The following is an 18470-nucleotide window of genomic DNA, read 5'->3' on the forward strand; positions in this document are numbered from 1 at the left end:
GGGGCGTTACTGATAGGCTGGTGGGGTATTGACGACGCCGTAGCCAGCGCCCGATTGCAGATCCCGGAATGTCATATCCCAGGTCGCCCCCTTGGACGTCAGGTGATACACATGATTTTTCTGTAGATAAAGGACGGTATCAGGCGCGTAGCCACTAATGTTCGTCATCGTGAGTTCTCCGTACTGACAGTCTTGGGTAACGATCAAAACCGTTGCACCAGGCCGGGCGTTTGGAAGAACCCTATAGCGTCCCATCATGGTGGCCAGTAGAGCAATTACAGTCACATCGTTCGCACCGTTGAGGTCACTGGGAATGTCGCCTTGGCTGCCATATATCAAAGTCATTTTGATCATCCTTAATTGAGTGGGCAATTATTCAGACGTTGGTCGGGTTGTCTAGCAAGTCACGGCCTGAATGGACTGAAGGTAAGGCAGGACGAATAGGTTTCATACTGTGAGACTTGACAGTTTTTTATACTGTTTGATAAGTAGAGCAATTTTTTTTATTTCTAAAGAGTTATCGAGTGGGTTCAACTCGCCTGCGGCTGAACCTGCAACTGCCCATCCACATCCTTGACCAGCTCACTGGCCAAAAACAGCGGCGCCAAGCGCTTGTGAAGTTGCGGCTCGACAAACTCCTTCACCGTCTCCAGCACCAATACGCCACTGAGCGGCAGCTCGGCCTTGGTGTATGACAGCCACGCCTTCTTCAACACCATCAACACATCGCTGCCCGCCGTGGAGGCAAAGCGGCGGTGCGTGGGTTTGCCGTCGAAGTTGAAGGTGTGTTGGAACGCGTAGCCGGTTTCGTTACCGTTGGCGGCGCTGCAGCGCACGCAGGTGCATGGGCCATCGCCGAATGCGCTGCGCAGGTAAGCGTTGAAGTCCACCACGGGCTTGAGTGACAGGCGCTTATCGACCTCGAACAGATCCCCAGTCATTTTATCGTCAGTGTTCAACGTCCATTTCCTCGCAGGTTGGCAGGTGTATTTCAAAGCGCGGCACAATAACAGCCACACGGCATTTTGGGGATGATTAGCATAACAATAGATCCCGATATTCTTTTCCAGTCTTAAAATTCGTCGCTAGGCTCTATCACCTTCTCGAAAACGCGGCAGATTCCCATGACTTTCAAGCGTTCCTCCCTGACCCTGTTGGCCGCGTCCCTGGCGGCCGCGAGCGCCTTGCTCAGCCCCGGCGCCCAGGCCGAAGGCAAGATCAGCATTGCACAGCAATTCGGTATCGGTTACCTGATCCTCGACGTGGTGCGCGACCAGCACCTGATCGAAAAACATGGCAAGGAGCAGGGCCTGGATATCAAGGTGGAATGGAACAGCATTTCCGGCGCCACCGCCATGAATGAATCGCTGCTGGCCGGCGCCCTGGATGTGGTCTCGGCGGGTGTGCCGCCGATGCTCACCCTGTGGGACCGCACCAAGGGCAAGCAGAACGTCAAGGCCATCGCCTCCCTGGGTTCGATGCCCAATTACCTGCTGACCAATAACCCCAACGTGAAGACCCTGCAGGACTTCACCGACAAAGACCGCATCGCTGTGCCGGCCGCCGGCGTGGGTTTCCAGTCGCGCACCTTGCAGATCGAGACGGCCAAGCTGTTCGGCGATGCCAATTTCAAGAAGTTCGACGACATCTCCATCAGCCTGGCCCACCCGGATGCCACGGCGGCGTTGATTGCCGGTGGTTCGGAGATCAATTCACACTTCTCCAGCCCGCCGTTTCAGTATCAGGAGTTGTTGAACCCTAACGTGCACAAGGTGCTCAGTTCCTACGACATTCTTGGCGGGCAGGCGTCGTTCAACGTGCTCTACACCACGCAGAAATTTCACGATGACAACCCCAGGACCTACAAGGCGTTTTATGACGCGCTGGCGGAGGCCGAGAAGATCATCAAGGCCGATAAACCTGCGGCCGCCAAGACGTATATTCGCGTAGAGGAATCCAAGCTGCCGCTGGACCTGGTGGAGAAAATCGTCCAGGACCCGGAAATCGACTTCACCATCGTGCCGCAGCGTACGTTTATCTATGCCCAAAAGCTGCAGGAATTGGGCGTGCTGAAGAACAAGGCGGCGAGCTGGAAGGATTACTTCTTTGAAGAAGCCCATGGTGGTGATGGCAGCTGATTTGTAATTGGGAGCCAATGTGGGAGCTGGCTTGCCTGCGATAGCATCAACTCGGTGTACCTGACACACCGAGGTGCCTGCATCGCAGGCAAGCCAGCTCCCACAGTGGATCGTTGTTGTCTATGTGTCAGCGGAAGAATTCGCCCGGCGTAGACTCAAACTGCTGCCGAAACGCATTGATAAACGCCGACGTCGACTCATACCCACACCCCAGCGCCACATCCGTCACCCGCTCGCCTTGCTCCAGCGCGGGCAGGGCGCTGAGCAAGCGCAGGCGCTGACGCCAGGCGCGAAAGGTCAGGCCTGTATCACTCAAAAACAACCGGCTCAGGGTCTTTTCACTGACCCCAAGCTTGTGGCTCCAGTCACCCAGGGTGGTCTGCTGCTCCGGGTGCAGGTTCAGGCTGCGGTAAATCTGCCGCAGCCGTGGGTCATGGGGCAACGGCAGCATCAAATCCACCTGGGGCGCGGCCGCCAGTTGGTCGAGCACCACCTGGGCCAGCCGCCCGTCCGGGCCGTCCTCGGCATACTCCACCGGCAACTCGCTGAAACTGCGGATCAACTCGCGCAACAAACTGCTCACCTCCAGCACCTGGCAACGCTCGGCCGCCCAGGCGGTAACGCTGCAATCGAGGTACAGGCTGCGCATTTCCGTGTGCGGTGAACTGAACACCCGGTGCGGTACGCCCGCAGGAATCCACACGGCGCGCTGGGGCGGGGCGACGAAACGGCCGACACTGGTCTGGATCTCCAGCACCCCCGAAATCGCATACGACAACTGCACCCACGGGTGGCTGTGCCGGCGGGTCAGCGCTCGGTTGGGCAGCGATTCGGTGCGGCCATACACCGGGCGTGGCAGGCTGGAAAGCCCGGGCACACTGCGCCTAACCGTCTTGTCATGTCCTTTAGGCGGCATTTACTGGCTCATTGGCGTTAGTCGGTAACAGGCCGTTAAGTTAGAGTCGCAGCGATGCTCTTGGCAACCCCTGGAAGATTTGCTTATGACCCGTCCGCGTTTTCTACCTGACAACTTCACCCTGACCCTGATCGCCACGGTGATCTTTGCGTCACTGCTGCCTGCCAGCGGCCAGACCGCCGTGGCCTTCGGCTGGGTGACTAACCTGGCCATCGCGCTGCTGTTTTTCCTGCACGGCGCCAAGCTGTCGCGCCAGGCCATCGTCGCTGGCGCCGGGCACTGGCGCCTGCATTTGCTGGTGTTCAGCCTGACCTTTGTGCTGTTCCCATTGTTGGGCCTGGCGCTCAAGCCGCTGCTGTCGCCGCTGATCGGCAACGACCTGTACATGGGCATGCTGTATCTGTGTGCGCTGCCGGCCACGGTGCAATCGGCGATTGCCTTCACCTCGCTGGCCCGCGGCAACATCCCGGCAGCCATCTGCAGCGCGGCGGCCTCCAGCCTGTTCGGCATCTTCCTGACGCCGTTGCTGGTGACCTTGCTGCTTAACGTACACGGCGATGGCGGCTCCACGGTCGACGCCATCCTCAAAATCAGCGTGCAACTGTTGCTGCCTTTTGTGGCGGGCCAAATCGCCCGGCGCTGGATTGGCGAGTGGGTGGGGCGTAATAAATCCTGGCTGAAGTTCGTCGACCAAGGCTCGATTCTGCTGGTGGTGTATGGCGCGTTCAGCGAAGCGGTCAACGAAGGCATCTGGCACCAGATCCCGTTGTGGGAGCTGGGCGGTCTGGTCGTCGCCTGCTGCGTGTTGCTGGCCTTGGTGCTGGTGGCCTCCGCCGTGCTGGGCAAGGCATTTGGGTTTAACCAGGAAGACCGCATCACCATCTTGTTCTGTGGCTCGAAGAAAAGCCTGGCCACCGGTGTACCGATGGCCCAGGTGCTGTTCGCCGGGGCGACCATGGGCGTGCTGATTTTGCCGTTGATGCTGTTTCACCAGATCCAGTTGATGGTCTGCGCGGCGTTGGCGCAGCGTTATGCCAAGCGCCCGGAAAGCATCCCCGAGATGATGGGCCAGGTCGATCCGTGATCCAGCGCACACCTTGGCAAGATTGACCTCAAGTTAACGCTCGAGCAGACGACTTCCTTATTGAGAGCCCAATAAGGAGTGTCGGCATGAACGTTAAAGGTATTTCGGTATTAACCGGCCTGTTTTGCCTATGGGCGGGCGCCTGTGGTGCCGCGCAGACCATCGGGCAGGGCACCATTCAATTTCGCGGCGCCATCGTCGAACCCGGCTGTGCGACAAATGCGCGCAGTGGCGCGGTGATGGAGTTGACCGGGTGCGCCAGTTCCAATCGCGGCAGTCGCTTCGAGGTGCGCAATATGGCGCCAGTGGCCAGCGTCAACGCCGCCCATGTAAAGCTGGTGGCAGACAGCGGCGATGGGCGTTATTACAACCAGAGTTACTTGCTGGTGGATGCCGCCGGCAAACCGATCCAGTCGGGCAACTACGTGATTACCATGACCTCGCCCTAAGCCTTTGGGCGACGATCCGCGTCAACAGCGGGCCAAGAAACCTATAGAATGCCCGGCGGCGGCGCTGTTCTGCGCGGCCGTTGGATCATCGCCAGAGTATCTCGCCCGCCAATGAGCATTTCAGCCGCAACGCCCCAAGCCAATTGGCAACCGGTCATCGCCTTGGCGCTGGCCGCCTTTGTGTTCAATACCACCGAATTCGTGCCCGTCGGGTTGCTCAGCGCCATCGGTGCGAGCTTCGACATGCCCATCGCCAGCGTCGGCTTGATGCTCACCATCTATGCCTGGATCGTTTCGCTGACCTCGTTGCCGGTGATGCTGCTGACGCGCAACGTCGAGCGGCGCAAGTTGCTGATCGTGCTGTTCGGCCTGTTTATCGCCAGCCATATCCTCTCCAGCGTCGCCAACAGTTTTGGCCTGCTGATGGTCAGTCGCATCGGCATTGCGTTGTCCCACGCGCTGTTCTGGTCAATTACCGCGTCCCTGGCCGTGCGCCTGGCGCCGGAAGGCAAGCAGGTGCAAGCCCTTGGGTTATTGGCCACCGGCACGTCCCTGGCGATGGTGTTGGGCATTCCGCTAGGCCGCCTGCTCGGCGAAGCCATGGGCTGGCGCACCACCTTCCTGGTGATCGCCGCGTTCGCTGGCGCGCTGGTGTTCTGGCTGGCGCGCACCTTGCCGCCGCTGCCGAGCCAGAACTCCGGCTCGCTGCGCAGCCTGCCGTTGCTGTTCAAACGCCCAGCACTGGTGGCGCTGTACGTGCTCACCGCCATGACCGTCACCGCGCAATTCACCGCCTACAGCTACATCGAACCCTTCGTCGAAGGCGTGGCCGGTTTGGGTGGTGGCGCCGTAACTCTGATTTTGCTGGTGTTCGGCGGCGCGGGCATCATCGGCTCGCTGCTGTTCAGCCTGGTACACCGTTTCAACCCGCATATCTTCGTGGTCAGCGCAGTGTTCCTGCTCGCGGCCTGCTTGACCCTGATGCTGCCCTTGAGCGGCGCCGAGTCGTACCTGGTGATACTGAGCATTTTCTGGGGCATGGCCATCATGGGCTTCGGCCTCGCCATGCAATCGAAGGTGCTGGTGCTGGCACCCGACGCCACCGACGTGGCCATGGCAATGTTCTCCGGCATCTACAACATCGGCATCGGCGGCGGCGCCCTGATGGGCAGCTGGGTCGGCAGCCACTTCGGCTTCGCCTGGATCGGCGTGGCGGGCGGGGCGTTGGCAGCGGTGGCGTTGATCGGGTATTGCCTGGCGATTCGCAAGTTCGGGACGGGTGTGGTGCGTAACTGAGGAGTAACGATTGATGATCAAACCTGCTGTTTTCGCGATGCTTGCCAGCGTGTCTGCGCTGTTGCTCAGCCCTTCGAGCGTTGCCGCCAGCTTCGACTGTGGCAAGGCCAAAGCGCCTGACGAAATTGCGATTTGCAAGAACGTCAGCCTCAACGACCAGGACGTGACCATGGCGTTGCTCTACGACCTGAACAAGCACTTCATGGCCATGGGCGGGCGCGGGTCATTGATGGACGGGCAGGCCGAATGGCTCAAACAGCGGCATGCCTGCGGGGCGAAAGTCAGTTGCCTGAGCGCTGCTTATACGCAGCGGATCGGCATGTTGCGCGGGTTCATTGATGAGCGGGTGATGACGAAAGGGCCGTTTTGAGCCAGCAATCCTAGGCAAAAAAGCAACCTGTGGGAGCTGGCTTGTTGTGGCGAGCAGGCTTTTCTGTGGGAGCTGGCTTGCCTGCGATAGCGATCTGTCAGCCACCACCGCTATCGCAGGCAAGCCAGCTCCCACATTTGACCGCATGCGGTTTTAGTACCTTACAGCGCAGCCAGCACCGCCTCGAGCTTCTCCTGATCCCGCGCAAACTGGCGAATGCCTTCGGCGAGTTTTTCAGTCGCCATCGCATCTTCATTCGACGCCCAACGGAATTGCGCTTCGGTCAATGGCTGACGCGCTTCGCCTTCTGCACCCGGCGCCAATTTGCGTTGCAGCACGCCGTTATCGTCAGCCAGTTTTTGCAGCAGGTCAGGGCTGATGGTCAGGCGGTCGCAACCAGCCAGTTCTTCGATCTGGCTCAAGGTGCGGAAGCTGGCGCCCATCACCACGGTGTCGATTTTATTGGCCTTGTAGTAGTTGTAGATACGCGTCACCGACTGCACGCCCGGGTCTTCGGCACCGGTGTAGTCCAGGCCGGTGTTTTTGCGATACCAGTCGTAGATGCGGCCCACGAACGGCGAGATCAAAAATACCCCGGCATCCGCGCAGGCCTGGGCCTGGGCGAAGGAAAACAGCAGGGTGAGGTTGGTCTGGATACCGGATTTTTCCAGGCGCTCGGCGGTGCGGATGCCTTCCCAGGTGGAGGCCAGTTTGATCAGCACGCGGTCGCGGCCGACACCGGCCTGGTCATACAGGGCGATCAGCTGGTTGGCCTTGGCCCACAGCGCGTCTTCGTCGAACGACAAACGCGCGTCGACTTCAGTGGAGATACGCCCCGGAATCACCTTGAGAATGCCCGCGCCCACCGACACCGCAAAGTGATCGCAGGCCAGGTCCACATCGCCTTTGGACAGGCTCACGGCATTGCGCAGCAGCTCGGCGTATTCCGGGATGGCGGCGGCCTTGAGCAGCAGCGACGGGTTGGTGGTGGCGTCCACCGGGCGCAGGCGGCTGATGGCTTCCAGGTCGCCAGTGTCGCAGACCACGGTGGTGAATTGCTTGAGTTGTTCGAGCTTGGACGTCATGAGCGGCGCTCCCCAGGAAAAGAGTGAAGGTAGCTGTTGTACCATTTCCGGGGCGCCCTGTTTACCGCGCGTGCAAACCTGTCGCGGCCTTAAGGCTTCCAGGTCTGCACATCCTGCGCATCCACCGCCTTGGCGTAAGGCGTGCCTGTCATCACCGCGATTTTCTTGCGAAATAGCGCCAAGCTTAAAGTTATGAAAAGCATTCGATAAATACTCTTTCGATCTGAGCTTAGGGCGCTTTTTGCAGCGTCCGACCAATCGGGCATAACCATAGAGTTATATGATTCTTTCATAATCGTGCGTGATTAATATAATCAAAAGCGAACTTTCCCGCGAAGACGCTTTATGACCTCACGCCGCCAGATCCATTTGTCAGCCTTCCTGTTGAGCGGCCCGGTGGTGCACAGCCACGCGGTATGGCGCCACCCCGAAACCGTCGGCAATTACCTCGACCCCGAGTACTACACGCGTATCGCCAAAGTCGTGGAGGAAGGCTTGTTCGACTTCCTGTTTTTCGCCGATCGCCTGGCCGTGGGCGACCAGATGGGCGGCTCCCGTGAGTTTGCCTTGCGCTACGGCGCCCAGGACGCCACGCGCCTCGACCCGTTGCCGATCCTGTCGTACCTGGTGGGCCAGACCACCAAACTCGGCCTGGGCGCGACCCGTTCCACCACCTATTACGAACCGGCGCATATTGCCCGCGAATTCGCCACCTTGGACCACCTGTCCAAGGGCCGCGCGGCGTGGAATATCGTCACCTCGATGAATGACAGCGAAGGGCGCCTGTTCGGCAAGGCCAAGCACCTGGAGCATGACCTGCGCTACGACCGCGCCGATGAGTTTGTCGAGGTCGCGCTGAAACTCTGGAACAGCTGGGGCAAGGACGCGCTCAAGCTCGACCGCGAAAGCGGCGTGCTCGCCGACCCGGCATTGATTACCTCGGTGCAACACCAGGGCGAGTGGTTCCGGGTTGAAGGCCCGCTGAATATCCCGCGTTCGCCCCAGGGCCGGCCGGTGCTGATCCAGGCCGGGTCTTCCGGGCGGGGTCGGCGCTTTGGCGCACGGTGGGCCGAGGCGATTTTTACCATTCACCCGCACCTGGCGGCGATGCGGGCCTTTCGCGATGACGTGCGCGCCCAGGTGGTGCAACAAGGCCGCGCCGCCGACAGCTGCAAAATACTCACCGCGGTGATGCCGTTTATTGGCGGCAGCGAAGCCGAAGCCCGCGCCAAGCGCGACCAGCACAACGCCCTGGCGCGGCCGGAGTTGGGGCTGGTGACACTGGCTTCGCAGCTGAATGTGGACCTGTCGCCGTTCCCGTTGTCGGCCACCCTGGCCGAGGTGGCGCAGTCGCCGCTTATCCACGGTGCAGCGGCGGAAAAGCTGCTGATGCAAGGCCCCGAACTGAGCCTGGAACAACTCGGCCGGATCTTCGCCAGCAGCGTGCGCGTGCCGCAACTGGTGGGCACCGGCGCGCAGATCGCCGACCAATTGGCTGAGTTGTTCGAGCAAGGCGGTTGCGACGGCTTTGTGATTTCGCCGGGGTACTTGCCGGGCTCGTTCACCGAATTTGTCGAAAGCGTGATTCCGCATTTGCAGCGCAAGGGCCTGTTCCGCACGGCGTACGAAGGTTCGACGTTGCGTGAGCACCTCGGTCTGGACTGATGCGCTCTATGTGGGAGCTGGCTTGCCTGCGATAGCGGTGGGGCAGTTTGCACCGTTGTTGACTGACACTGCGCTATCGCAGGCAAGCCAGCTCCCACATTTGGGCGGCGGTGTTTTTTATTGGGTACATCAATTTAAAAAGGGAATTGCGCATGGTTGCTTTCGATCACTTGACCCGTCGCCGTTTGCTCGGCATAGCGGGCATTTCCATGGCCGGCCTGGCGCTGCCCAGCCTGGGCTTGGCGGCCGACGAGCACGCCGGGCACGGCACGCCTGCGGAACCTGCAGGCACCGGCGAGTTCATCCGCCTCGACGCGCCGCGCAAGCTCAAACTGGCGGTCAACCTCAACGCTGTGTGCCTGGCGCCAGTGGTGATCGCCCACGGCCAGGGCTTTTTCACCAAGCACAACCTCGATGTGGAGCTGGTCAACTTCGGCAACTCCACCGAAGTGCTGCTCGAAGCCATTGCCACCGGCAAGGCGGATGCCGGCATAGGCATGGCGCTGCGTTGGCTCAAGGCTCTGGAACAAGGCTTTGACGTCAAGCTCACCGCCGGTACCCACGGCGGTTGCCTGCGCTTGCTGAGTGCCGCGAACGGTGGCGTGAATAAGCTCGAAGACCTCAAGGGCAAGGCCATCGGTGTCACCGACATGGCCAGCCCCGACCGCAATTTCTTCTCGATCCTGCTGAAAAAGCACGGCGTCGACCCGGTGCGCGACGTCGAATGGCGCCTGTACCCGGCCGACCTGCTGGGCACCGCGCTGGAGCGTGGCGAAGTGCAGGCGGTCAGCGGCAGTGACCCGTTCATGTACCGCCTGATCAAGTCCGGCGTGGCGCGGGAATTGTCCACCAACCTGGTGGAGGAATACGCCAACCTCAGCTGCTGCGTGGTCGGCGTCACCGGCAAGCTGGTACGTGAAGACAAGCGCGTGGTCGCGGCGCTGACCCAGGCGGTTCTGGAGGCCCATGATTATTCCGTGCAGCACCCCGAAGAGGTCGCCAAGGGCTTCCAGGCCTATGCGCTCAATACCACGACAGAAGAAGTGCAGGCGATCCTGCACGATCACACCCACGGTCACCATGCGGTCGGCGCGGCATTGACGCAGGAAATCACCACCTATGTCACCGACCTGAAAACCGTCGAGGTGATCAGCAAAGGCACCGACCCGGTGGAGTTCGCCAAGGAGATCACCGCTGATGTCTTCAGTTGATGCAACCACCCTGAACCCAAGCCTGACATTCAAGGCCGGCTGGCAGGGCGCCACGGTGGTGGCGGCCTGGGTGGCCGTGGCGCTGTTGATCAGCTATTGGCCCAATGCCGTGCGCAATTGGCCGATGACCCAAGGGCTGGCCAATGTGTGCGTGGCGGTGGCTGCGCTGTTCATTCTGTTGAGCCTGCTGGGCCTGCGTTTTTCGCGGCTCGGCCAGCGCTTGCAAAAGGCCGGGCCGTGGTTGATTGCCTTGCCCGTGTTGCTGGGTGTCTGGGAACTGCTCACCGCCAAGCTGGCTCTGCTGCCGGTGCCGTTTTTCGCGCCGCCCCAGGCCTTGCTTGCGGTGTATGTCGAAGACTATGCGCGCCTGGCCGACAGCCTGCTGCATTCGGCCTTGCTGCTGGGTTCGGGCGTGGCGCTGGGCGCGGCGACTGGTTTTGTCGCGGGCGTCTCCATCGGCTGGTCCACGCGCATCGGCTACTGGTTGCACCCGGTGCTGCGTATCCTCGGGCCGGTGCCGTCGACGGCGTTGCTGCCGCTGTGTTTTTTCCTGTTCCCCAGCAGTTGGAGCGCAAGTGTTTTCCTGATCGCGCTGGCCACCTGGTTTCCGGTCACGGTGCTGACCTGGTCCGGCGTGGCGAGTGTCGATAAAGCCTATTACGACGTGGCGCGTACCTTGGGTGCCAAGCCGGGCTTCCTGATTTTCAAAGTGGCGATCCCCGCCGCGTTGCCCCACGTGTTTGTCGGCCTGTTCATGGGCCTGGGCGCCTCGTTTTCGACCTTGGTGGTGGCGGAAATGATGGGGGTTAAATCCGGCATCGGCTGGTACTTGCAATGGGCTCAGGGCTGGGCCGCCTACGCGAACATGTACGCGGCATTATTGATCATGGCACTGGCCTGTTCGGGGTTGATCACCGGGTTGTTCCTGGTGCGTGACCGCTTGTTGGCCTGGCAGAAAGGAGCGATGAAATGGTAGCGCTGGCACAGGCAGTTCAACCCGCGCCCGGGCTGGCGCTGCGGATTGAGAACCTCAGCCATGGCTTTGCACTGGACGGGCAGCGTTTGCCGGTATTGGAGCGGGTTTCCCTGGAGGTGGCGCCCGGTGAATTCGTGGCGTTGCTGGGGCCTTCGGGGTGCGGCAAATCCACTTTGCTGCGCCTGGTGGCCGGGTTGGAACCGGCTGACTCCGGGCGTTTGCTGGCCGATGGGCACGCCATCACCGGCCCCGACCCGAGCCGCGTGGTGGTGTTCCAGGACCCGACCCTGTACCCGTGGCGCCGCGTGTGGGACAACGTCGCGCTGGGCCTGGAGGCTCAAGGCTTGCTCAAGACCCATTCGGCCAAGGTCGATCAAACCCTGGAAAAAGTTGGCCTCAGCGCCTTCGCGCACGCCTACCCTCGACAACTTTCCGGCGGCATGGCCCAGCGCGTGGCGTTGGCCCGTGCGCTGGTCAACCAGCCACGGCTGCTGATTCTGGATGAACCCCTGGGCAAGCTGGACTCGCTGACGCGCATCACCCTGCAAAAGGAGCTTATCGACCTGTGGCAGCGCCAGGGCTACACGGCGTTGCTGGTGACCCACGACGTGGAAGAAGCCTTGCTGCTGGCCAACCGCGTGATCGTGTTCAGCGACCGCCCGGCGAAGATCCAGGCGCAGTTGACCATTGACCGGCCCTATCCTCGGCATCGCGATGATGCCTATCTGGTGGGTTTGCGCCGGCAGATTCTGGGGTTGTTGGGGTTGGGGGAGAGCTGGTAGTTGTCGGTCTGATCGTTCCCACGCTCTGCGTGGGAATGCCGCTTGGGACGCTCCGCGTCCCGCAACCCCACAGTCTGACTGCATAGCCCTTGACACCGCCAACCCCATGCGCAAGGAACAACTCAGTTTTCGAAAATTGAGTTTCAGCGATGGCGAGAACCCATAAGCCAACCGATTTCGCAGATTTGCTAAAGCAATACGGCTTGGAAGTTATCGAGCTGGCGGGCCTCTGCAAAGCGGTCGACGGCAAAAGTCGGTACTTGCACTGGGATGAATTTCGTCGATACTCCACCTGGCCAGGGATGACGCCGAAGCCAACCTGAAGAAACTCGTATCCAAGGCCTAGGTGCGCTCAAACCTGCTCCTGCGCCCGCAACTGCACGCTCATCTCATCACAACTGTTTGCCCAGTCACTCAGCCACTGCGGCATGGGCGGTGACGCTTCGGCCAAGCCGAGTTCGCGCACAAAGTCGGCCGGGGGCAGGGTGCCCTTGGCGGAGCGGAACAGGCCGCGCATCACCACCACGCCCACCACTCGGCCCTTGCTGATAAAACGATGCTCCATCAGGCTCCATTTGTGGTCCCAGCCGAGCATGCGGGTGTGTACCTCGAACACTTCAAAGAGCTTCAGCTCGCGGCGGAACTTGCCCCAGGTGTCGCCCACAATCGGCAACGCCTTGTTGCGCAGGGCCACGCGAAAAGCGCCGGTACGCAGCACAAAATCCATCCGCGCAACGTCTGCCAGGGTGAAGTACCGGCCGTTGGTGACGTGCCGGTTGATATCCAGGTCCAGCGGCCACACCCGCATGCGCACTACAGTGGTGTCCAAACCCTGCACGGGCTTGCGCCAGGGACGACGGAACAACATGAACAGCAATCGAAACCAGAGATTCATAAACGTGCCAGGCAGTTGATCAGAAGCCGCACTGTACGCAGCCGGAATCGGCTAAGGTAGGTGCGCAAATGACTTATTACATGCGAAAAACGCAAACAGGCTTTTTATGCACATTACCTTGCTCCTGGCCGATGATTGTTCTGCCGCCAACGCCACCCTGGTCCTGGAAATGCTCAGCGCCGCCAATCTGTTTGCCGACAGCCCACCCTTTGAGGTCTTGGTGGTCTCCCTGGACGGCCAGCCCGTCACCACGTGGAGCGGGCAGTGCATGCAGGTGGCGTGCGCGGCGGCGCAGGTGCGCCGCACCGACCTGATCCTGATCCCCGGTTTCCTGTTTACCCTCAAGCAGGCCCTGCCCACTTTTCCTGCCTACGGCCCGTGGCTGCGTGAGCAATATGCCCAGGGCGCGGTGCTGGCATCAATGTGCACCGCAGCTTTTTTGCTGGCCGAAAGCGGCCTGTTGCAAGGCTTGCGCGCTACCACCCACTGGGCGTTTGCCGAGCTGTTCCGGCGCCGTTACCCCGACGTGACCCTGGAGGACGCGCAGATCCTGTGTGAAGAAAACCGTGTAATCACCAGCGGTGGCGCCAGCGCGGCGATGGACCTGATGCTGCACCTGATCCGCCGCTTCGGTTCACCAGAGCTTGCGCATACCTGTGGCAAATACCTGTTGATCGACGGCGTGCGTACCGAGCAGTCGGTGTACGCCCTGTGGTCGTTGCCCAAGAACCACGGCGACGGCGAGATCCTGCGGGTGCAGCATTGGCTGGAGCAGCACTTTGCCCAGGCGTTGGTAATTGACGACGTGGCGCGGCGCTTTGGTTTTGGTGTGCGCAATTTCAAGCGGCGTTTCAAGGAGGCGACCGGCTATACGCCCGTGGGTTATGTGCAAACCCTGCGCCTGGAGCGGGCCAAGCAGATGCTGGAGTCCACGCGCATGACCCTCGAAAGCATCACCTACGCGGTGGGGTATGAAGACAGTAATTCGTTTCGCCGCCTGTTCCAGCAGCGCGTGGGGATGCTGCCGGCGGCGTATCGCAAGAAATTCCTCGCCACGGCCTGAATCAGCGACGTAGCTGCGCCTGCGCTTCAATACATTCCACCAGAAACTCCATCACCACTTTCACCGACGGTGAGCGGCGCATATCCGGGTAGACCGTCAGCCAGATATCACGCACCGGGCCGTCGCTGGGCGTAGGTAACCGGGTCAACAGCGGGTCGTGGTCGCCCACCAGGGTCGGCAGCACTACCGCGCCGACCTGCGCGCGAGCGGCCATTTGCTGGGTGATCAACTCGCTGGCGGCAAATACGATAGGGCGAGGGCCGCGCAGTTGGTGCAGCCAGGCTTGCTGGGGCAGGTGGTCGCGGCTGGCGTCGTAGGCGATGAAGGTCCATTGCGCTGCCGGCAAGTGTTCGAGCGCAGGTGCGGCGTACAAGCCGAAGCGCACCACGCCGACTTTGCGCCGCACCAGGGCTGCTTCGTCGGGGCGCACGGTGCGCAAGGCGATGTCGGCTTCGCCCTTGTCCAGCGCGGCCAGTTGAGTGGACGGCATCAGCACCAGATTCAGCTGCGGGTAGTGGGCGCGTAAACGCGCAAGCTGAGGTGCAATGCAGTGGTTGGCGATGGAGGGCGGGCAACTGACGCGCACAGTGCCGGCCAGTTCAATGGAGGCCACACGCGACAAGCGCATCACCTGCGTGGCCATATCGCCCATGCCCGCCGCCACTTGCGCCAAGGCCAGGCCTTGCGCCGTGAGCGGGCGGCTGCGGGGCAGGCGGTCCACCAGCTTTACGCCCAGGGCTTTTTCCAGTGCATCGACCCGGCGCCCGACGGTGGCGTGCTCCACCTGCAGCTCGCGGGCGGCGGCCGACAATGACTGGGTGCGGGCCAGCACGGTGAAGTAGTAGAGGTCCTGCCAATCGAACATCGGGTTATTTCCGCACAGAGGCTGGGAGGGATTGGGGAATATTCCAACCGAATAATCCCTTTTACCATGGCCGCTTCCCAGTGCAAACGGAGTTGTTCCCTGATGAAAGCCATTACCCTGCAAGCCTACGGCGGTCCCGATTTCGCCCAACTGCGCCATGATGTGGCCAAACCCCAGGTCACGGCCGGGCATGTGCTGGTCAAGGTGGCCTGCGCCGGGATTAATTTCATGGATATTCATACCCGCCAGGGCAAATACGCGGCGTCGGTGACTTACCCGGTGCGCTTGCCTTGCACCCTGGGCATGGAGGGCGCCGGCGTGGTGGTTGAGGTTGGCCCGGGCGTGAGCCACCTGGCCGTGGGCGACCGGGTGGCCTGGTGCATTGCCTGGGGCGCCTATGCCGAATACGCCAATGTGCCTGCCGACAAAGTCGCGCAGATTCCGAGCGCCATCCCCTTCGATCAAGCGGCTGCGGCGATGTTTCAGGGCTGCACCGCGCACTACCTGGTTGAGGACGTGGCGCGCTTGCAGGCAGGCAGCAGCTGCCTGATTCACGCGGCGTCCGGCAGCATCGGCCAGTTGTTGGTGCAGATGGCGCGGCGGTTGGGCGCGACCGTGTTGACCACCGGCAGCAGCGCCGAAAAATGCGCGATTGCCCGGCAACGTGGCGCCCACCGGGCCTGGACCTATGACGGCTTTGCCGATCAGGTGCTGCAAGCCACGGATGGGCGCGGAGTGGATGTGGTGTTTGATTCGCTCGGCAAAACCACCTTGCGCGAGAGTTTCCGTGCTTGCCGCACGCGGGGTTTGATCGTCAATTATGGCAACGTGTCGGGCTCACTGAGCGATTTGGACCCGATTGAATTGGGCGAGGCGGGCTCGCTGTTTTTGACCCGACCACGTCTGGCGGACCACATGGCCGACGGGGCGACCGTGCAGCGGCGTGCCAATGCGGTGTTCGCGGCGATGCTGGAAGGGGCGTTGAGCGTGGAGATCGAGGGCCATTACAGCCTGGAGACGGTGCAACAGGTACACGCGCGCATCGAGGCGCGCCAGCAGATCGGCAAGGCGGTGTTGTGGGTGGACCGAGACCTGCGCTGATTGGTGGGGTGAGTAGGCTTGTTGTGGCTAGCAAGCTTGCCACCGGCACTGCGTTAACCAGAAGTTGGGTGGGTACATGGCCAGATCGCAGGCGAAAAAAAACCGGCTGATCAGGCCGGTTTGGGGTGCCTCGCCAACAGCGAGGGTTATACGTGGTTGCTCTGCAGGCGATCCGAACCACCTTCAGCCAGGCCGCGTTCCTGCAGGCGATCAGCACCACCTTCAGCCAGGCCGCGTTCCTGCAGGCGATCAGCACCGCCTTCAGCCAGGCCGCGTTCCTGCAGGCGATCAGCACCGCCTTCAGCCAGGCCGCGTTCCTGCAGGCGATCAGCACCGCCTTCAGCCAGGCCACGTTCCTGCAAGCGATCAGCGCCACCTTCGGCTATACGGCGTTCCTGCAGACGGTCAGAACCATTTTCGGCTACGTGGTTGCCTTGCAGGCGATCCGCGCCGCCTTCAGCGACAACCGGGTGGGCAAAAGCGTTGGCAGCCAGTACCGAGAAAGCGAGGCTAAGCAAGAGTTGGCGTTTCATGGTGGTGTGCTCCGAGAGTTGTAGTTGGGTGTTGCCGGGTATGGGTTTGATGGTACGCGTTGGATTTTTTAAGAGAACTTCATTGCGCTGATGGTGACTATCGACGCCAGCGATGGCCCGTTGTGGCGGGCCATCGTGCAGGCGCTCAAGGCATCTGCGGCAGTTCCTGAGGGCGCAGGTCAAACACCAGCACCTCGGCGTCTTCGCCCTGGCTCAGGCGGATCTGCCGCTCATTGCGCAGCCGTGCGCCGTCGCCTTCCTGCAAGCGTTGGCCATTGAGTTCGACGCTGCCGTGGGCCACGTGCACGTACACATGGCGGTCCACTGGCACCTCCAGGGTGGCGGCTTCATCGCCGTTGAACAGCCCGGCATACACCCGTGCATCCTGGCGAACGTTGAGCGAGCCATCCGTGCCTTCCGGCGAGATGATCAACTGCAAGCGCCCACGTTTTTGCGCCGCGCTGAAGTGCTCCTGCTGGTAGCGCGGTTCGGCGCCGACCACATTCGGCACAATCCAGATCTGCAGGAAGTGCACGCCATGGCTCTGGCTGTGGTTGAACTCGCTGTGGGCCACGCCGCTGCCGGCGCTCATCAGTTGCACGTCGCCAGGGCGGATCACCGAACCGGTGCCCAGGGTGTCCTTGTGTTCCAGGGCGCCTTCGAGCACATAGGAGAAAATCTCCATGTCCCGATGCGGGTGCTGGCCGAAGCCTTTGCCGGCGGCGACGCGGTCATCGTTGATCACCAGCAGGTCGGAAAAACCCTGCTCCTTGGGATCCCAGTAGTTGGCAAACGAGAAGGTGTGGAACGACTTCAACCAACCGTGATTGGCGGCGCCGCGTTCCGAGGCTTTGCGAAGGGTCAGCATGGTCTTGTCCTCAAGTGAGCGCTGGCTGCGAAATGCAGGGCGCTTGCGTTGAGAAGAAGGTTAATGGTTTTCCAGTGATTCATTAATAAGCTGAAAATTGAATTAATGTCTCATTTTAGTTGACAGTTTCAAGCGTGCCATAATGCCGTCCCGACTCCCGTTACGATGGACTTGCTCTTGATGAAAACCGTGGCCATGGCGCTGTTTCCAGACTTCCTGCTGCTCGATATGGCCGGGCCGCTGGAGGTGTTTTCCATAGCCAATCGCTACTTGCCGGCGTCGGAGCATTATCGGATCCTGACGATCGGTACCGAGCCCGGTCCGCTGCGCGCCTCCAATGGCGTGCACGTGCATGCCGACCTGCAACTGGCGCATGCCGATGAGGCCTACGACCTTCTGCTGGTGCCCGGCGGGCCTGGCGCTTATAACGAATGCCATCCGGCTCTGCTGCCTTGGCTGCGGGCCGCAGCGCCTCGGGCACGGCGCTTCGGTTCGATCTGCACCGGCGCCTTTGTGCTGGGGCACGCCGGGCTGCTCGACGGCCACCGCGTCACCACGCACTGGCACTACACCGACCGCCTGATCAAAGGCTTTCCCAAGGCCACCGTCGAAACCGATCGCATTTACTTGCAGGATGGCCGCTTGATTACCTCCGGCGGGGTCACTGCCGGCATCGACCTGGCGCTGTCGATCATCGCCCAGGACCATGGCCGGCAGGTGGCGGTCGACGTCGCCAAGGTGCTGCTGGTGGTGATGAAACGCCAGGGCGGGCAGGCTCAGTTCAGCCCGATGACCGCCGCCGTCGCGCCGCTGGAAACCCCGATCACCCGCGTGCAGAACCAGGTGCTGGCGCAGTTGGATCAGCCATTGAGCATCGTGTCCATGGCCGCGCTGGCGGGCATGAGCGCGCGCCATTTTGCGCGGCTGTTCGCCAAAGAGGTGGGCATGACGCCCATGGCCTTTGTGCAAGGCGCGCGTATCGACCGTGCCCGGCACCTGCTGGAAAGCACAGACCTGCCGCTCAAGACCGTGGCTTTCCGCGCAGGCTTCGGCAGCGTGCGGCATATGCGCTTTCTGTTCAGTGAAAAACTCGGCCTTAACCCCACGCAGTACCGCCAACAGTTCAGTTGACGCCGGAATGTCCGTCTGGCTGCCCTGATTGTCCGTGTCGCT

General features: G+C 61.5%; 20 protein-coding genes. 13 read left to right on the plus strand and 7 right to left on the minus strand.

All coding sequences use genetic code 11. The features are described from left to right. Positions 1–6: 6 nt before the first annotated feature. Entirely contained in the window at positions 7–345 is a 339-nt protein-coding gene (locus tag HBO41_RS17925) for a hypothetical protein (protein WP_169987204.1), read from the minus strand. A gap of 185 nt (positions 346–530) precedes the next feature. Then, positions 531–959, minus strand: coding sequence for a hypothetical protein (locus tag HBO41_RS17930; RefSeq protein ID WP_169987207.1), 429 nt, complete (start codon positions 957–959; stop codon positions 531–533). A 165-nt stretch (positions 960–1124) separates the two neighbouring features. On the opposite strand from HBO41_RS17930, the gene HBO41_RS17935 reads away from it, so the two are divergent. Continuing rightward, positions 1125–2138, plus strand: a complete 1014-nt coding sequence (locus tag HBO41_RS17935) for an ABC transporter substrate-binding protein (RefSeq protein ID WP_017137732.1) — start codon at positions 1125–1127, stop codon at positions 2136–2138. Positions 2139–2265: 127 nt separating this feature from the next. On the opposite strand, the gene HBO41_RS17940 is transcribed toward HBO41_RS17935, so the two are convergent. Then, positions 2266–3054 (minus strand): helix-turn-helix domain-containing protein, encoded by a 789-nt coding sequence (locus tag HBO41_RS17940; RefSeq protein ID WP_017137733.1) that lies wholly within the window; start codon positions 3052–3054, stop codon positions 2266–2268. Positions 3055–3139: 85 nt separating this feature from the next. Between HBO41_RS17940 and HBO41_RS17945 the strand changes: the two genes are divergently transcribed. The 4 genes from HBO41_RS17945 to HBO41_RS17960 all read left to right on the plus strand — a co-directional run bounded on the left by HBO41_RS17945 (position 3140) and on the right by HBO41_RS17960 (position 6253). Further along, complete coding sequence (locus HBO41_RS17945) at positions 3140–4138, plus strand: bile acid:sodium symporter family protein (RefSeq protein WP_169987209.1); 999 nt, start codon at positions 3140–3142, stop codon at positions 4136–4138. An 86-nt stretch (positions 4139–4224) separates the two neighbouring features. Continuing rightward, complete coding sequence (locus tag HBO41_RS17950) at positions 4225–4587, plus strand: type 1 fimbrial protein (RefSeq protein WP_169987210.1); 363 nt, start codon at positions 4225–4227, stop codon at positions 4585–4587. Positions 4588–4698: 111 nt separating this feature from the next. Beyond that, the gene (locus tag HBO41_RS17955; RefSeq protein WP_169987212.1) at positions 4699–5883 is read left to right on the plus strand and encodes a sugar transporter; all 1185 of its coding nucleotides are present in this window, start codon (positions 4699–4701) and stop codon (positions 5881–5883) included. Between the two features lie 13 nt (positions 5884–5896). Beyond that, positions 5897–6253: a lysozyme inhibitor LprI family protein gene (locus HBO41_RS17960; RefSeq protein WP_169987214.1), complete on the plus strand. Its 357-nt coding sequence runs from the start codon at positions 5897–5899 to the stop codon at positions 6251–6253. Between the two features lie 161 nt (positions 6254–6414). Here HBO41_RS17960 and tal read toward each other — a convergent pair whose 3' ends face one another. Further along, on the minus strand, positions 6415–7338 hold the full coding sequence (gene tal / locus HBO41_RS17965) for a transaldolase (RefSeq protein WP_169987216.1): 924 nt from the start codon (positions 7336–7338) through the stop codon (positions 6415–6417). Between the two features lie 345 nt (positions 7339–7683). On the opposite strand from tal, the gene HBO41_RS17970 reads away from it, so the two are divergent. From HBO41_RS17970 to HBO41_RS17985, 4 genes are all read left to right on the plus strand, one after another. After that, the gene (locus HBO41_RS17970; protein WP_169987218.1) at positions 7684–9003 is read left to right on the plus strand and encodes an LLM class flavin-dependent oxidoreductase; all 1320 of its coding nucleotides are present in this window, start codon (positions 7684–7686) and stop codon (positions 9001–9003) included. A 152-nt stretch (positions 9004–9155) separates the two neighbouring features. Then, a complete protein-coding gene (locus HBO41_RS17975; protein WP_169987220.1) occupies positions 9156–10214 on the plus strand; it encodes an ABC transporter substrate-binding protein in 1059 nt (352 codons plus the stop codon). Next, positions 10201–11190 carry an ABC transporter permease gene (locus tag HBO41_RS17980; protein WP_169987222.1) on the plus strand — a complete coding sequence of 330 codons (990 nt, stop codon included), beginning with the start codon at positions 10201–10203 and terminating at the stop codon, positions 11188–11190. Before HBO41_RS17975 ends, HBO41_RS17980 begins: the two co-directional genes overlap by 14 nt. After that, positions 11184–11972 (plus strand): ABC transporter ATP-binding protein, encoded by a 789-nt coding sequence (locus HBO41_RS17985; protein ID WP_099547758.1) that lies wholly within the window; start codon positions 11184–11186, stop codon positions 11970–11972. Before HBO41_RS17980 ends, HBO41_RS17985 begins: the two co-directional genes overlap by 7 nt. 352 nt (positions 11973–12324) lie before the next feature. Here the strand turns inward: HBO41_RS17985 and HBO41_RS17990 are convergent, their stop codons facing one another. Next, the gene (locus HBO41_RS17990; protein ID WP_099547759.1) at positions 12325–12867 is read right to left on the minus strand and encodes an acyl-CoA thioesterase; all 543 of its coding nucleotides are present in this window, start codon (positions 12865–12867) and stop codon (positions 12325–12327) included. A 106-nt stretch (positions 12868–12973) separates the two neighbouring features. Between HBO41_RS17990 and HBO41_RS17995 the strand changes: the two genes are divergently transcribed. After that, on the plus strand, positions 12974–13930 hold the full coding sequence (locus HBO41_RS17995; protein ID WP_099547760.1) for a GlxA family transcriptional regulator: 957 nt from the start codon (positions 12974–12976) through the stop codon (positions 13928–13930). Between the two features lies 1 nt (position 13931). Here HBO41_RS17995 and HBO41_RS18000 read toward each other — a convergent pair whose 3' ends face one another. Beyond that, positions 13932–14795: a LysR family transcriptional regulator gene (locus tag HBO41_RS18000; RefSeq protein ID WP_099547761.1), complete on the minus strand. Its 864-nt coding sequence runs from the start codon at positions 14793–14795 to the stop codon at positions 13932–13934. Positions 14796–14897: 102 nt separating this feature from the next. Between HBO41_RS18000 and HBO41_RS18005 the strand changes: the two genes are divergently transcribed. Continuing rightward, positions 14898–15896: a quinone oxidoreductase gene (locus tag HBO41_RS18005; RefSeq protein WP_099547762.1), complete on the plus strand. Its 999-nt coding sequence runs from the start codon at positions 14898–14900 to the stop codon at positions 15894–15896. A gap of 152 nt (positions 15897–16048) precedes the next feature. Further along, on the plus strand, positions 16049–16453 hold the full coding sequence (locus tag HBO41_RS29910; protein WP_169987224.1) for a hypothetical protein: 405 nt from the start codon (positions 16049–16051) through the stop codon (positions 16451–16453). Between the two features lie 121 nt (positions 16454–16574). Here the strand turns inward: HBO41_RS29910 and HBO41_RS18015 are convergent, their stop codons facing one another. Then, a complete protein-coding gene (locus HBO41_RS18015; RefSeq protein WP_099547764.1) occupies positions 16575–17297 on the minus strand; it encodes a pirin family protein in 723 nt (240 codons plus the stop codon). Positions 17298–17477: 180 nt separating this feature from the next. Here HBO41_RS18015 and HBO41_RS18020 point away from each other — a divergent pair, with 180 nt between their 5' ends. Continuing rightward, positions 17478–18428: a GlxA family transcriptional regulator gene (locus HBO41_RS18020; RefSeq protein ID WP_017137750.1), complete on the plus strand. Its 951-nt coding sequence runs from the start codon at positions 17478–17480 to the stop codon at positions 18426–18428. Positions 18429–18470: the final 42 nt, after the last annotated feature.

Source organism: Pseudomonas sp. WS 5146 (genome assembly GCF_012985495.1).
Classification (GTDB): Bacteria; Pseudomonadota; Gammaproteobacteria; order Pseudomonadales; family Pseudomonadaceae; genus Aquipseudomonas; species Aquipseudomonas edaphica.

Coding starts and splice junctions, on each gene's coding strand:
- HBO41_RS17925 (WP_169987204.1), bottom strand. CDS start 345: ATGACTTTGATATATGGCAGCCAAGGCGACATTCCCAGTGACCTCAAC.
- HBO41_RS17935 (WP_017137732.1), top strand. CDS start 1,125: ATGACTTTCAAGCGTTCCTCCCTGACCCTGTTGGCCGCGTCCCTGGCG.
- HBO41_RS17940 (WP_017137733.1), bottom strand. CDS start 3,054: ATGCCGCCTAAAGGACATGACAAGACGGTTAGGCGCAGTGTGCCCGGG.
- HBO41_RS17945 (WP_169987209.1), top strand. CDS start 3,140: ATGACCCGTCCGCGTTTTCTACCTGACAACTTCACCCTGACCCTGATC.
- HBO41_RS17950 (WP_169987210.1), top strand. CDS start 4,225: ATGAACGTTAAAGGTATTTCGGTATTAACCGGCCTGTTTTGCCTATGG.
- HBO41_RS17955 (WP_169987212.1), top strand. CDS start 4,699: ATGAGCATTTCAGCCGCAACGCCCCAAGCCAATTGGCAACCGGTCATC.
- HBO41_RS17960 (WP_169987214.1), top strand. CDS start 5,897: ATGATCAAACCTGCTGTTTTCGCGATGCTTGCCAGCGTGTCTGCGCTG.
- tal (WP_169987216.1), bottom strand. CDS start 7,338: ATGACGTCCAAGCTCGAACAACTCAAGCAATTCACCACCGTGGTCTGC.
- HBO41_RS17970 (WP_169987218.1), top strand. CDS start 7,684: ATGACCTCACGCCGCCAGATCCATTTGTCAGCCTTCCTGTTGAGCGGC.
- HBO41_RS17975 (WP_169987220.1), top strand. CDS start 9,156: ATGGTTGCTTTCGATCACTTGACCCGTCGCCGTTTGCTCGGCATAGCG.
- HBO41_RS17980 (WP_169987222.1), top strand. CDS start 10,201: ATGTCTTCAGTTGATGCAACCACCCTGAACCCAAGCCTGACATTCAAG.
- HBO41_RS17985 (WP_099547758.1), top strand. CDS start 11,184: ATGGTAGCGCTGGCACAGGCAGTTCAACCCGCGCCCGGGCTGGCGCTG.
- HBO41_RS17990 (WP_099547759.1), bottom strand. CDS start 12,867: ATGAATCTCTGGTTTCGATTGCTGTTCATGTTGTTCCGTCGTCCCTGG.
- HBO41_RS17995 (WP_099547760.1), top strand. CDS start 12,974: ATGCACATTACCTTGCTCCTGGCCGATGATTGTTCTGCCGCCAACGCC.
- HBO41_RS18000 (WP_099547761.1), bottom strand. CDS start 14,795: ATGTTCGATTGGCAGGACCTCTACTACTTCACCGTGCTGGCCCGCACC.
- HBO41_RS18005 (WP_099547762.1), top strand. CDS start 14,898: ATGAAAGCCATTACCCTGCAAGCCTACGGCGGTCCCGATTTCGCCCAA.
- HBO41_RS18015 (WP_099547764.1), bottom strand. CDS start 17,297: ATGCTGACCCTTCGCAAAGCCTCGGAACGCGGCGCCGCCAATCACGGT.
- HBO41_RS18020 (WP_017137750.1), top strand. CDS start 17,478: ATGAAAACCGTGGCCATGGCGCTGTTTCCAGACTTCCTGCTGCTCGAT.